The sequence below is a fragment of the Aeromicrobium camelliae genome (genome assembly GCF_003850045.1).
GTDB lineage: Bacteria > Actinomycetota > Actinomycetes > Propionibacteriales > Nocardioidaceae > Aeromicrobium > Aeromicrobium camelliae.
Window position 1 is genome coordinate 32,434 of sequence record NZ_RQJX01000008.1, and the last position, 12,598, is coordinate 45,031.

The following is a 12,598-nucleotide window of genomic DNA, read 5'->3' on the forward strand; positions in this document are numbered from 1 at the left end:
TCACCGCGAGGGCGGGACGACCACGGTCGTCCCGCCCTCGTCGTGTCCGCTCAGAACGTCAGCGCGCGCACCGGGTCCGAGAGCAGCGCAGCCACGTCCGCGAGGAACCGCGACCCCTGCTCACCGTCGACGACCCGGTGATCGAAGCTGCACGCGAGCGTGGTGACCCAGCGCGGCACGATCTCGTCGGTCGCCTCGTCCACCCACGGGCGGCGGTTGATCGCGCCGACGGCGAGGATGCCCGACTGTCCGGGATTGAGGATCGGCGTCCCGGCGTCCACGCCGAACACCCCGACGTTGGTGATCGTGAACGTGCCGCCGGCCATCTGCGCGGGCTGGAGCGTGCCCTCACGCCCGGTGGCGACCAGCTCCCCGATCGCGCGCCCGAGTTCGGCCAGGGTCATGGTGTCCGCGTCCGGGACGACCGGCACCAGCAGCCCGCGCTCGGTAGCTGTCGCGATGCCGAGGCCCACGTGCTCCGGGAAGACGATCTCCTGAGCGTCCTCGTCCCATCGCGCGTGCAGATCCGGCGTGCGCCGCAGTGCGAGGCACACCGCCTTGGCCACGATGAGCGTCGGCGTGACCTTGACGTCGGAGAACTCGCGGTCGCCGCGCAGCCGCTCGACGAGGTGCATCGTCGCGCTGACGTCGACGGTGACCCACTCGGTGACGTGCGGCGCCGTGAAGGCCGACTGCACCATGGCCTCCGCCGTGCGCTTCCGCACCCCGGCGATCGGCACCCGGCGCCCCGCCGCGCTCGTCGGGGCCTGCGCCACGGGTTCTGACGGCGCGGGCTCAGCGTCGGTACGGCGCGAGGCGAGGTGGGCCTCCACGTCGGCGCGGCTGATGATGCCGGCCGGGTCGGAGGGCGTGACCTCGCGCAGATCGATTCCGTGGTCCTTGGCGAACTTGCGGACCGGCGGCTTGGCCAGGGCCGCGACGCTGACGGGAGCCGCGGGCACCTCGGTGGCCGACGAGCTCGCCGCATGCGCACCGCGGCGTCGACGCCGGCCGCCACCGACCGCCTCGTCGCGCGGGCCGTACCCGACGAGCACTCCGTTCGTGGGTGCACCTTCCGGCTCGGCTGGGTCCACCCGCAGGATCGGGGTGCCGACCGCGACCGTGTCACCCTCCGCAGCCATGATGGCTCCGACACGTCCCGCGAACGGGCTGGGCAGCTCCACGACCGACTTGGCGGTCTCGATGTCCACCAGCACGTCGTTGACCTGCACCTCGTCGCCCTCGGCGACGCGCCAGGTGACGATCTCGGCCTCGGTCAGCCCTTCTCCGACGTCCGGCAGCGCGAATTCGGGCATCAGAACTCCTTCGCGGTGTCGACGGCGTCGAGGATGCGATCGACGCTCGGGAGGAACTCGTTCTCGACGCGGCTCGGCGGGTAGGGCATGTCGTAGCCCGTGACGCGCTGGACCGGCGCCTCCAGGGAGTAGAAGCACTCCTCGCTGATGCGGGCGCTGAGTTCCGCACCGAGGCCGAGCGTGCGCTGGGCCTCGTGGACGACGACCGCCCGGCCGGTGCGCCGCACCGACTCGAACACCGGGCCGAGGTCCAGCGGCGACAACGAGCGCAGATCGATGACCTCCAGCTCGATGCCCTCGTCGGCCGCGGTGGTCGCCGCGTCGAGGCAGGTCCGGACCATCGGCCCGTAGGCGATGAGCGTGGCGTCGCTGCCGCGACGACGGACCACGGAGGACCACAGGTCGACGCCGGGGTCGCTCGTGTCGACCTCACCCTTCTCCCAGTACCGGCGCTTGGGTTCCATGAAGATGACCGGGTCGTCGGACTCGATCGCCTCCTGGATCATCCAGTAGGCGTCGTGCGGGGTCGCGCACGAGACGACCTTGAGGCCGGCCGTCATGACGAACTGCGCCTCGGGGCTCTCGGAGTGATGCTCGACCGCGCCGATGCCGCCGCCGAACGGGATGCGGACCACGAGCGGCACCCGGATGCGGCCGGCGCTGCGGAAGTGCAGCTTGGCGACCTGGCTCACGAGCTGGTCGTACGCCGGGTAGACGAATCCGTCGAACTGGATCTCCACGACGGGCCGGTAGCCGCGGGTCACCAGACCGACGGCGGTACCGACGATGCCGGACTCGCCGAGCGGCGTGTCCATGACCCGGTTCTCACCGAAGTCCTTCTGCAGCGCGTCGGTCACCCGGAACACGCCGCCGAGGCGACCGATGTCCTCGCCCATGAGGACCACGCGATCGTCGCGCTCCATCGCCGCCCGCAGGCCGGCGTTGATGGCTCCGCCGAGGCTCATCGTCTGCGTCGTCATGCCGCGCCCCTTTCGTCCAGGGCCTGCCAGGCGACGGCGTCGTCACGCTGGGCGGCCAGCTCCGGTGGGAGATCGGTGTGCACGGAGGAGAAGAGGTCGGCGAGGTCGGGTTCGGGCAGCTGGGCGCAGGCCTCGCGCAACCGGGCGCCGAGCTGGTCGGCCTCGGCCTCGACCGAGGCGAAGAAGTCCGGCGTCGCGCCCTCCGCCTCGAGGTAGGCGCGGACGCGGGCGATGGGGTCCTTGGCCTTCCACTGCTCGGTCTCGTCGGCGGTGCGGTACCGCGTCGGGTCGTCGGAGGTCGTGTGTGCGCCCATCCGGTAGGTCACGGCCTCGATGAGCGTGGGTCCGCCACCGTCGCGTGCCTTCTGCAGCGCGGCACGGGTGACGGCGTGGCACGCGAGGACGTCGTTGCCGTCGACGCGGATGCCCTCGAACCCGAAGCCCGCTGCTCGCTGGGCGATCGGAACTCGGGTCTGACGTTCCAACGGGACCGAGATCGCGTACTGGTTGTTCTGGCAGAAGAACACGACGGGCGCCTGATACGAGGCCGCCCAGACGAAGGACTCGGCGACGTCCCCCTGGCTGGTGGCGCCGTCACCGAGGTACGCGATCGTGGCCGCATCGCGCTCGGGATCGCCGTGGCCGACGGCGCCGTCGAGCAGCAGGCCCATGGCGTAACCGGTGGCGTGGAGCGTCTGGGCGCCGATGATGATCTGCGGCAGACCGTAGCGGTGCTCCTGCGGATCCCAGCTGCCGAGCTCGGTGCCGCGGAAGAGCCCGAGCAGTTGCGTCGGGTCCACGCCCCGGCAGTACGCGACGCCGTGGTCGCGGTAGGTGGGGAAGGCGAAGTCCTGGGGACGGAGGGCACGGCCGGAACCGACTTGCGCGGCCTCCTGACCGAGCGCCGGAGGCCAGAGGCCGAGTTCGCCGTGACGCTGCAAGGCGAAGGCTTCGGTGTCGATGCGACGGGTGAGGACCAGGTCGCGGTACCACCCTTCGACCTGCTCGCGCTCGACGTCGTCGTCGGGGAACCGGGGGTCGTGCCGCCGGGTGCCGTCCGGGCTCAGCAGCTGGACGAGCTCGTGCTCGCCGGCGAGAGCGCCGGGTTGCGGGGTCATGGGTAGGGTCATGCCGATCCTCCAATCGCCGTCGCGCGGGATGACCGCGGTCGGTGCAACGGGACGCAGCTCCAGGGGTGGCGGAGCCGAGCGCCACGATGTGACGGTGCTCACATCGTGAGACCAGCGTAACGGTCGGGCCCGCCAGGGGCCACCCTCAGCGTGCGGCGCGCCAGCGCGCGGCGGCGTCGAGGAACTCGGCGTTGATCGCCGGCTCGCCGACCGTGACGCGCACGCCGTCGCCGTCGAACGCCCGCACCGAGACCGGCGCACACTGCGCGGCGAAGTCGAGGGCGTCACTCCCGAGCGGCAGCCACACGAAGTTGGTCTGCGTGTCGGGGACGTCCCATCCGCCGGAGCGCAACGCGTCCACCATCGACTCGCGCTCGGACACGACGGCCTCCACGCGTTGCTCGAGTTCGTCGACGGCGTTCAGCGAGGCGACCGCCGCAGCGATCGCGATGTCGGTGACCGCGAACGGCGGCGTCGCCGTCCGCACGACGGTGGCGATCGCCGGCGGTCCGACGAGGTAGCCGATCCGCAGACCCGCGAGACCATAGGCCTTCGAGAACGTGCGCAGCACGACGACGTTGTTCCGGCCCGGGAGAACGTCGAGTCCGCGGGCCGCGTCGGGCCGGCGGACGAACTCGACATACGCCTCGTCGACCACCACGAGCACGTCCGAGGGCACCCGGGTGAGGAAGGCGGCCAACTCGTCGCGGGTGACGACCGGGCCCGTCGGGTTGTTGGGCGTGCACACGAGCACGACGCGTGTCGCCTCCGTGATGGCATCGGCCATCGCATCGAGGTCGTGTGTCGCGTCGTCGCGCAACGGCACCGGGACTCCCGTCGCCCCGGCGAGGTCCACCGCGATCGGGTACGCCTCGAAGCTGCGCCACGGATAGACGACCTCATCGCCGGCCTCGCAGAACGCCGCCAGCAGTGTGAACAGCACGCCGACCGAGCCCGTCCCGCCCGCGAGCTGATCCTCATCGACGTCCAACCGCTCGCTGAGGGAACGGTAGAGCGCCGTCATCCCGGCGTCCGGGTACCGGTTCATGCGGGCGAGTTCGTCCGAAGCCCGCTCCAGCACCGACGGCAGCGGGGGGAACGGGTTCTCGTTGCTCGACAGCTTGTACGCGTCGCTGTGCGCCGGTTTGCCGGCGCGATACGCGGGGATGCGCTGGAACACCGATCGGGGACGCGGGAGAGCCATGGCGTCACCCTAGCTCCGGCGTCTGGGACGATGGGCCGGTGAGTCGGCCGGTGATCGGATACGCCCTGGTAGTGACCGCCGCGGTGATCTTCGGCGTCAACGCCGGGGTGTCGCGCGTCCCCGTGCAAGCAGGTCTCGACATCGACAGTTACACCGCGTTCCGGCTGACCGGCGCAGCGCTCACGTTCTGGCTGCTGGCGGCCCTCATGGACCGCTCCGCCTTCCGCGCGCCGCGCGGGCGGGCGCTGGCCCTCGTCGCCGCGCTCGGGATCGCGGGAGTTTTGGGAGCTCAGGCGACCTACAACATCACCGTCAACCGGCTGCCCCTCGGCGTCGCGCTGCTGCTGGAGTACCTCGCCCCCGCGATCGTCGTGCTGTGGGTGCGGGTCGTCCGCCGCGAGCCGGTGCACCCGCGGCTCTACCCGGCCATCCTCGTCTCGCTGCTGGGCCTCGCCCTCGTCGGGCAGGTGTGGCGCGGCCTCACGCTCGACGGAATCGGCGTCCTCGTCGGCCTGCTCTCCGCGGCCTGCCTCGCCAGCTATTTCCTGCTCGGCGAGGCACTCACGACGCACAAGGACGCCACCTCGAGCCCCTTGCAGGTCGTCGTGTGGTCGTTCGGCATCGCCGCCGTGGTGATCAACCTCTACGAGCCGTTCTGGACCGCATTCGACGTGCTCGGGCAGGACACCACGCTGTTGGGCCGACTCGATGACGTGACGGTTCCCGGCTGGCTGCCGATGGCCTACATCGTGCTGCTCGGCACTGTCGCGCCGTTCTTCCTGTTCCTGCTGGCGATGCAGTTCATCCCGAGCACCCGCGCGTCGGTTGTCGCGATGCTGGAGCCGGTCGTCGCGCTCGTCGTCGGGTGGTTGTGGTTCGCCGAGGTGCTCTCGACCGCTCAGGCGATCGGCGTCGCGGTGGTGCTGACCGGGGTCGTCGTCGCGCAGAGCGCACGCCTCGTACCGGCCGAGAACGTGCCCACCGCGCCCTGATCAGCAGGCACGGCCATCGTCGACCTGCGACAATGACAGCATGGAACGCTTCCTCTCCACGTGGTTCGCGAGCAGTGTCGCGCTGGCCTTCGCCGCGCTGATCCTGGGCGATCACATGAACATCAGCGACCCGAACGAGTCGACGCTCAACCGCGTGCTGACCGTGGTGCTCGTCGGCCTGGTCTTCACGATCATCACCTCGATCGTCGGCCCGGTCGTCAAGCTCCTGTCGCTGCCGTTCATCATCCTGACGCTCGGACTGCTGCTGGTGGTCATCAATGCGCTCCTCCTGCTGCTCACCGAGGTCATCTCCGAGCAGTTCGGTCTCGCCTTCTTCGTCGACGGCTTCTGGTGGGCCGTGCTGGGTTCGATCGTCATCTCCCTCGCCCAGACCGTCGTCCGCGCCATCATCGGAGACTGATCCGTGAGCCACGACCGGTATCGCATCGCCGTCGTGTGCCTGGGCAACATCTGCCGTTCCCCCATGGCGCACGTCGTGCTGGAGAAGAAGATCGCCGACGCCGGCCTCGACGACCAGGTCGAGGTGGTGTCGGCGGGCACCGGCGGGTGGCACACGGGCGACCCGATGGACCCGCGCGCGGCAGCGGTCTTGAGCGACGCGGGGTACGACGCCTCGCGGCATGTCGCCCGCACGTTCACGACCGACTGGTACGCCGAGAACGATCTGCTGCTGGCGATGGACCACAGCAACTACACCGACATGGCCGCGCTCGCCCCCACCGTCGGGGACACCGAGCGGCTGCGGATGTTCCGCAGCTTCGATCCCGAGGCCTCCGAGGACGACCTCGAGGTACCCGACCCGTGGTTCGGCGGCGATGAGGGGTTCCGTGAGGTCATGGCGATGATCGAACGGTCCACCGACGCGATCGTCGAGCAGCTCCCCGAGCTGCTCTCGACTTCCGAACGAGGCTGATCGGCCCTCGGGTAACGTCGTGACCATGGCTCGGATGGCAGGGACGGCGGCGCGTGCGGAGGCTCTCGTGGGAACTCCCGTCGTGTCCACCACCCCGGTCGCCGGCGGTGACATCTGCACCGCCACGCGCCTCCGGCTGACCGACGGCCGCAACGCCGTCATCAAGACGCGTCCGCAGGCTCCGGCCGGCATGTTCCGCCGCGAGGCCGAAGGGCTGCGCTGGCTCGGCGAGGCCGGCGGCGTCCCGGTGCCGGAGGTGCTCGGCGTCGATGACGAGTGCCTCGTCCTCGCCTGGGTCGAGCCGGGCAAGCCCACCCCCGAGCTCGCCGAGCAGTTCGGCCGTGAGCTGGCCGTCACCCACCGCGCCGGCGCTCCGCACTTCGGCGCCGACCGCGACGGCTACATCGGTCTCGCGCCGCTGCCCAACCGCCCGCTGCCGACGTGGGAGGAGTTCTACGCCTCCCGGCGGGTCATGCCGTACGTGCGGGCCGCTCTCGACCGCGGGGCGCTGACGTCCGACGAGGCCGCCACGATCGAGCGCCTCATGCGTCGCATCCACACCTACTCGGGGCCGGCCGAACCGCCCGCGCGGCTCCACGGCGACCTGTGGTCGGGCAACGTCCTCTGGGGAGCCGAGGGCCGGGTCTGGGTCATCGACCCGGCCGCGCACGGCGGACATCGAGAGACCGACCTCGCGATGCTCGCGCTCTTCGGCGCCCCGCATCTGCAGCGCATCCTCGACGCGTATGACGAGGCCTGGCCCCTCGCGGAGGGCTGGCGCGAACGGGTGGCTTTGCACCAGCTGCATCCATTGCTCGTCCATGCCGTGCTCTTCGGCGGCGGGTACGGAGCCCGGGCCGCGGCCTCCGCGCAGAGCCTCCTCGACGGCCGCGGCTGACTCAGCGCGCCCGGCGGCGTGTGCTCAGGGGCTTCTCAGGGGTACGCGGCACACTAAGCACATGCGCATCCTGGTGGTCGACGACGACCGTGCCGTGCGCGAGTCGCTGCGGCGCTCGCTGGAGTTCAACGGTTACGAGGTCGAACTCGCCTCCGACGGCGCCGAGGCCCTCGCCCGCGTCCCCCAGGTCCAGCCCGACGCGATCGTCATGGACGTGATGATGCCCCGCCTCGACGGCCTGGAGGCGACCCGCGCCCTGCGCTCGGCGGGCAACGACGTCGCGATTCTGGTGCTCACCGCCCGCGACGCCGTGACCGACCGCGTCGACGGCCTCGACGCGGGAGCCGACGACTACCTGACCAAACCCTTCGCGCTCGAGGAGCTGCTCGCGCGGCTCCGCGCCCTGCTCCGCCGCGCGACCCGGACCAGCAGCGTCGACGACGACGATCCCGAGCCCGCCCTCGAGTTCGCCGACCTCTCCCTCGACCCGGCCACCCGCGAAGTGCGTCGCGGGGACCGGCCGATCTCGCTGACCCGCACCGAGTTCGCCCTGCTCGAACTGTTCATGCGCCGGCCCAAGCGCGTGCTGGAGCGTTCCTTCATCCTGGAAGAGGTGTGGGGCTTCGACTTCCCCACCACCGCCAATTCCCTCGAGGTCTACGTCGGGTACGTCCGGCGCAAGCTCGAGGCGGAGGGTGAGCCGCGTCTGCTGCACACGGTGCGCGGCGTCGGCTACGTGCTGCGGGAGACGCCGCCGTGAGCATGGCCCGCGACGCCGCCGATCGCCTGCTCGACTGGCTCCACGACGCGCTCAGCCCGATCACCTCGCGTCTCTCGCTGGCCGGCCGCGTCGCGATCCTCACCACCGTGTCCGTGGCCCTCGTCCTCACGAGCCTCAGCACGTTGCTGTACGTGACGGTGCGCTCGGAGTTCATCGACTCGGTCGACGAGGCGCTCGTGAACCGGGCCAACGACGCCGTCGCGGCCGGTCTGAGCGCGTCAGCACTCTCGGACCCGGGGACCCAGCAACTGCTGGACCTCATGGGCATCCGCACCGTGTTCGTCCGCAGCGGCGGCGGGTTCTTCCAGCAAGGCAACGACGGCATCCCCTACGGCATCGACGAGCTCGGCGTCGCCCTCGGCCAGGAGCAGCAGTCGGCGCGCACGGTCGAGCTGGCTGGCGAGCGCTACCGCGTCGTGGCGGTCCAGGCCGGGCCAGGCCGCGCCTTCGTGCTCGCCCAGTCGATGGAGTCCACCCAGCAAGCCCTCGACCGGCTCGCCGTCGTCCTGGTCCTCGCGTGTTTCGCGGGTATCGCGCTCGCCGGCGCCGCCGGCTGGGCCGTCGCGAGCAACGGCTTGCGGCCGGTCCGGCGGCTCACCGCGGCGACCGAGCGCATCGCCTCGACCGGCGACCTGGGGCCGATCGAGGTGTGGGGCACGCGCGACGACGAGCTCGCCCGGCTCACGCGGTCGTTCAACGCCATGCTTCAAGCGCTCGACGCATCGCAGTCGCGCGAGCGTCAACTCATCGCGGACGCCGGCCACGAGCTGCGGACCCCGCTGACCAGCCTGCGCACCAACATCGAACTGCTGCGGCAGGCGACCGGCGACCCGGACCGCAAGCTCAGCGCCGACTCCCAGCGCGAGCTCATGGACGACGTCCGCGCACAACTCGACGAACTCACGACGCTCATCGGGGACCTCGTCGAGCTCGCTCGCGACGAGCCGCTGCACCGCGACCCCGAGCCGCTCGACCTCGCGGAGGTCGTCAACCAATCGGTCGCGCGGGTGCGTCTGCGCGCGCCGGAGCTGAGCTTCGACGTCGAGCTCGACGACAGTCGCGTGGTGGGCGAGAGTCAGTCCCTCGAGCGCGCCGTCACCAACCTGCTCGACAACGCGGCCAAGTGGAGCCCGCCCGGAGGCACGGTGACCGTGCGCCTCGACGCGGGTGTGCTGACCATCAGCGACGAGGGGCCCGGCATCGCCGAGGAAGACCTCCCGCACGTGTTCCAGCGGTTCTATCGATCGACGGCCGCGCGGTCGCTCCCGGGCTCGGGACTCGGCTTGTCGATCGTGCAACGTGCCGCGGACCGGCACGGCGGATCGGTGGAGGTGGAATCGACGGTGGGTCGTGGCACGACATTCACGCTGCGGCTCCCGCTCGCGCCGGCTTCGGAAGGCTGACAGAGTGGAGCAGACCTTTTCGCTGCCTCACACCGGGCTTTCATGACCGTCTCAGCAACGGGGGAGAATGTAGCACCATGACCGATTCTCAGGATCCCTACGCGGACCGTCCCTACGTTCCGCCCGCGGGCCCGCGTGGGCCCCAGGACCCCGCCTCGCCGGCCGCCCCGGCGTCGAGCGGGGGCGAGAATGCCGGTGAGCCTGGCGGCCCGGCGAGCCCGCACCCCCATCAGCCCACCCCGCCGGCCGAGCCCCACGGCGACCCGCTCGACCCCAACCGTCGCGACGAAGACACCACCCGCTTCGCACAGGCGCCCGGCGGCCCAGCCAGCGGACCCGGCGTTCCGCCGCCAGGGCCCGATGCGGCTCGGGAAGCGCACACACCGCAGGGCGGCCCGTTCGTCTCGGACAGCGAGCACACGACGGTCCTCGGCGCCCCGCCCGCTGGGCCGGGAGCGACGCCGCCTGGAGCCGGTGCGACGCCTCAGAGCGGCGGCTCGACTCGGCCGCCCCGTCGCGGACGGCTCGTGGCCGCGGTCGTCGGGATCGTCCTGCTGGCTGGTGCGGCCGGCGTCGGCGGCGCAGCACTGTACGACGAGTTCTCGAACGGATCAGGTCTCTCGCCGCGCACGACCAACACGGGCACGTCGCTCGACGATCCCGCGTCCTCGGATCTGCCGGCCGGCACCGTCGAGCAGGTGGCCCAGAAGATGATGCCGTCCGTCGTCCAGATCAACTTCGCCGGCAGCGGCGAAGGTGGCTCCGGCACCGGCGTCATCATCAGCGAGGACGGACAGATCCTCACGAACAATCACGTGGTCGAGGCGGCGGCCGACGGCGGCACCCTCACCGTCTCGTTCAACGACGGCACCAACGCCGAGGCCACCATCATCGGCCGTGACCCCGCGACCGACATCGCGGTCATCCAGGCCGAGGGCGTCTCCAATCTCACTCCGGCTGACTTCGGCCGCTCCAGCGAGGTGCGCGTGGGCCAGGAAGTCGTCGCCATCGGCTCCCCGTTCGGGCTGGAATCCACGGTCACGCAGGGCATCATCTCCGCGCTCAACCGGCCGGTCTCGCCGGGAAGCCAGACCAGCGACTCCGACACGGTCACCACGTTCCCCGCGATCCAGACCGACGCCGCCATCAACCCCGGCAACTCCGGCGGACCGCTCGTGGACCTCGAGGGACGCGTCATCGGCATCAACTCGGCCATCCGGTCCTCGGGCATCGAGGGCGGCTCGATCGGACTCGGCTTCGCCATCCCGAGCGACCTCGCCCGCAACGTCGCCGCGCAGATCCTCGACGGCAAGACGGTCGAGCACGCGCGGATCGGCATCACGGTGCAGAACGCGACGAGCGACGACCAGATCACCGGTATCGGCGCACGGGTCGCGGATGTCGAGCCCGGCGGCCCCGGCGACGATGCGGGTCTGCGCGAGGGCGACATCGTGACGAGCGTGGACGATCACCCGGTTGCCAGCAACCAGGCGCTGATCGCCACGATCCGCGGCTACCAGCCCGGTGACGAGGTCACGCTGACGATCCTGCGCGACGGCCGCCAGGAGCAGGTCCAGGTCACCCTCGGCTCCGACCAAGGCGACCTCGCCCGCTGATCCATCACCTACAGCGCCCGTAGGTGGTCGAGTAGGGCGGAGCTCTGCGGAGCCCGTATCGAGACCACGTCACGTCGACAGGCCTCGACACGCGGCTCGTCCCTCGCCGCTACTCGACCACCTACATCCTCGCCTGACTCCCCGCCCGGGCATAGGTGGTCGAGTAGGAGGTCGCTCAGCGACCGACGTATCGAGACCACGGTTACGTCGACAGGCCTCGCTCCCTCGCGGCTACTCGACCACCTACGACTCAGCGCCAGGCGCCTCGTTCGTATTGGGGTGCGTAGGGCGCGGCGGTGCGGTCGATACCGAGCTCGTGGGCGGCGCGCAGGGGCCAGCCCGGCTCGCGCAGGGCGGCACGGGCGAGCAGCACGAGGTCCGCGTCGCCGTCGGCGACGATCCGCTCGGCCTGCTCCGGGTCGGTGATGAGGCCGACCGCGCCGGTCACCATGTCCGAGCCGGACCGGACCTCGCGGGCCAGCGGCACCTGGTACCCGGGCCCGACCGGGATGTCCGCCGGCAGGATCGCCCCCGACGACACGTCGACGACGTCGACCCCGTGGTCCTTGAGTTCAGCGGTGAGCTTGGTGGTCTCCTCGATCGTCCACCCGCCCTCGAGCCAGTCGGTGCCGGAGAACCGGATGCCGAGCGGCTTGTCCTCGGGCCAGACCGCGCGGACGGCGTCCACCACCTCACGGACGAGCCGCGTGCGGCCGTCGAAGTCGCCGCCGTACTCGTCCGTGCGCTGGTTCGACAGCGGGGACAGGAACTGGTGCAGCAGGTAGCCGTGGGCGGCGTGGATCTCGATGAGGTCGAAGCCCGCCTCGTCGGCGCGGCGCGCGGCGTCGGCGAACGCCTGGGGAAGCGCCGCGACCTCCTGTGTCGTCAGCTCACGCGGCTCGTCGTATCCGGGAAAGGCGATCGGTGACGGGGCGACGGTCTGCCATCCGCCCTCGCTCGCCGGGACCGACCCCTCTCCCGCTTCGCTGAACGGGGCGTACGTCGACGCCTTGCGGCCCGCGTGGGCGATCTGCACTCCGATGGGTGCGCCCTGATCGTGGACAAAGTCGACGATCCTGCGCCAGGCGTCGCGCTGGGTCTCGTTCCACAGCCCCGTGTCCTCGGGGCTGATGCGTCCCTCGGGAACCACGGCCGTGGCCTCGGTGATGAGCAGGCCGAAGCCGCCGATCGCGTGAGAACCCAGGTGGACCAGGTGCCAGTCGGTGGGAACACCGTCACGGGCGAAGCACGAGTACTGGCACATGGGGGCGAGCCAGATCCGGTTGCGGGCGGTGACACCGCGCACCGTCAGCGGTTCGAACAAGGCAGGGGTCATGTCTACCA

General features: G+C 71.0%; 12 protein-coding genes. 7 read left to right on the forward strand and 5 right to left on the reverse strand.

The genetic code is table 11. The annotated features are described in order from the left end of the window. Positions 1–50: 50 nt before the first annotated feature. The 4 genes from EHW97_RS07440 to EHW97_RS07455 all read right to left on the reverse strand — a co-directional run bounded on the left by EHW97_RS07440 (position 51) and on the right by EHW97_RS07455 (position 4,630). Positions 51–1,316: a dihydrolipoamide acetyltransferase family protein gene (locus EHW97_RS07440; RefSeq protein WP_124236538.1), complete on the reverse strand. Its 1,266-nt coding sequence runs from the start codon at positions 1,314–1,316 to the stop codon at positions 51–53. After that, entirely contained in the window at positions 1,316–2,296 is a 981-nt protein-coding gene (locus EHW97_RS07445; protein ID WP_124236539.1) for an alpha-ketoacid dehydrogenase subunit beta, read from the reverse strand. The genes EHW97_RS07440 and EHW97_RS07445 overlap by 1 nt, the downstream gene beginning before the upstream one ends. Continuing rightward, positions 2,293–3,426 (reverse strand): pyruvate dehydrogenase (acetyl-transferring) E1 component subunit alpha, encoded by a 1,134-nt coding sequence (pdhA, locus tag EHW97_RS07450; RefSeq protein ID WP_124236540.1) that lies wholly within the window; start codon positions 3,424–3,426, stop codon positions 2,293–2,295. The genes EHW97_RS07445 and pdhA overlap by 4 nt, the downstream gene beginning before the upstream one ends. 145 nt (positions 3,427–3,571) lie before the next feature. Further along, positions 3,572–4,630, reverse strand: a complete 1,059-nt coding sequence (locus EHW97_RS07455; protein WP_124236541.1) for a histidinol-phosphate transaminase — start codon at positions 4,628–4,630, stop codon at positions 3,572–3,574. A gap of 38 nt (positions 4,631–4,668) precedes the next feature. On the opposite strand from EHW97_RS07455, the gene EHW97_RS07460 reads away from it, so the two are divergent. From EHW97_RS07460 to EHW97_RS07490, 7 genes are all read left to right on the forward strand, one after another. After that, complete coding sequence (locus EHW97_RS07460; RefSeq protein WP_166367430.1) at positions 4,669–5,622, forward strand: EamA family transporter; 954 nt, start codon at positions 4,669–4,671, stop codon at positions 5,620–5,622. 40 nt (positions 5,623–5,662) lie between these two features. Next, complete coding sequence (locus tag EHW97_RS07465) at positions 5,663–6,043, forward strand: phage holin family protein (protein ID WP_124236543.1); 381 nt, start codon at positions 5,663–5,665, stop codon at positions 6,041–6,043. 3 nt (positions 6,044–6,046) lie between these two features. Further along, positions 6,047–6,556 (forward strand): low molecular weight protein-tyrosine-phosphatase, encoded by a 510-nt coding sequence (locus EHW97_RS07470; protein ID WP_124236544.1) that lies wholly within the window; start codon positions 6,047–6,049, stop codon positions 6,554–6,556. A 25-nt stretch (positions 6,557–6,581) separates the two neighbouring features. Beyond that, on the forward strand, positions 6,582–7,454 hold the full coding sequence (locus tag EHW97_RS07475) for a fructosamine kinase family protein (protein ID WP_124236545.1): 873 nt from the start codon (positions 6,582–6,584) through the stop codon (positions 7,452–7,454). Positions 7,455–7,515: 61 nt separating this feature from the next. Next, positions 7,516–8,214, forward strand: coding sequence for a response regulator transcription factor (locus tag EHW97_RS07480; protein WP_124236546.1), 699 nt, complete (start codon positions 7,516–7,518; stop codon positions 8,212–8,214). Positions 8,215–8,216: 2 nt separating this feature from the next. Further along, positions 8,217–9,638, forward strand: coding sequence for a sensor histidine kinase (locus tag EHW97_RS07485; RefSeq protein WP_243696349.1), 1,422 nt, complete (start codon positions 8,217–8,219; stop codon positions 9,636–9,638). 77 nt (positions 9,639–9,715) lie between these two features. After that, positions 9,716–11,254 carry a S1C family serine protease gene (locus EHW97_RS07490; protein WP_124236548.1) on the forward strand — a complete coding sequence of 513 codons (1,539 nt, stop codon included), beginning with the start codon at positions 9,716–9,718 and terminating at the stop codon, positions 11,252–11,254. Positions 11,255–11,504: 250 nt separating this feature from the next. Here EHW97_RS07490 and EHW97_RS07495 read toward each other — a convergent pair whose 3' ends face one another. After that, the gene (locus EHW97_RS07495) at positions 11,505–12,590 is read right to left on the reverse strand and encodes an NADH:flavin oxidoreductase/NADH oxidase (protein WP_124236549.1); all 1,086 of its coding nucleotides are present in this window, start codon (positions 12,588–12,590) and stop codon (positions 11,505–11,507) included. Positions 12,591–12,598: the final 8 nt, after the last annotated feature.

Bases quoted from the DNA above. Each gene is read 5' to 3' on its own strand.
- EHW97_RS07440 (WP_124236538.1), bottom strand. From the start codon at position 1,316: ATGCCCGAATTCGCGCTGCCGGACGTCGGAGAAGGGCTGACCGAGGCC.
- EHW97_RS07445 (WP_124236539.1), bottom strand. From the start codon at position 2,296: ATGACGACGCAGACGATGAGCCTCGGCGGAGCCATCAACGCCGGCCTG.
- pdhA (WP_124236540.1), bottom strand. From the start codon at position 3,426: ATGACCCTACCCATGACCCCGCAACCCGGCGCTCTCGCCGGCGAGCAC.
- EHW97_RS07455 (WP_124236541.1), bottom strand. From the start codon at position 4,630: ATGGCTCTCCCGCGTCCCCGATCGGTGTTCCAGCGCATCCCCGCGTAT.
- EHW97_RS07465 (WP_124236543.1), top strand. From the start codon at position 5,663: ATGGAACGCTTCCTCTCCACGTGGTTCGCGAGCAGTGTCGCGCTGGCC.
- EHW97_RS07475 (WP_124236545.1), top strand. From the start codon at position 6,582: ATGGCTCGGATGGCAGGGACGGCGGCGCGTGCGGAGGCTCTCGTGGGA.
- EHW97_RS07480 (WP_124236546.1), top strand. From the start codon at position 7,516: ATGCGCATCCTGGTGGTCGACGACGACCGTGCCGTGCGCGAGTCGCTG.
- EHW97_RS07485 (WP_243696349.1), top strand. From the start codon at position 8,217: ATGGCCCGCGACGCCGCCGATCGCCTGCTCGACTGGCTCCACGACGCG.
- EHW97_RS07490 (WP_124236548.1), top strand. From the start codon at position 9,716: ATGACCGATTCTCAGGATCCCTACGCGGACCGTCCCTACGTTCCGCCC.
- EHW97_RS07495 (WP_124236549.1), bottom strand. From the start codon at position 12,590: ATGACCCCTGCCTTGTTCGAACCGCTGACGGTGCGCGGTGTCACCGCC.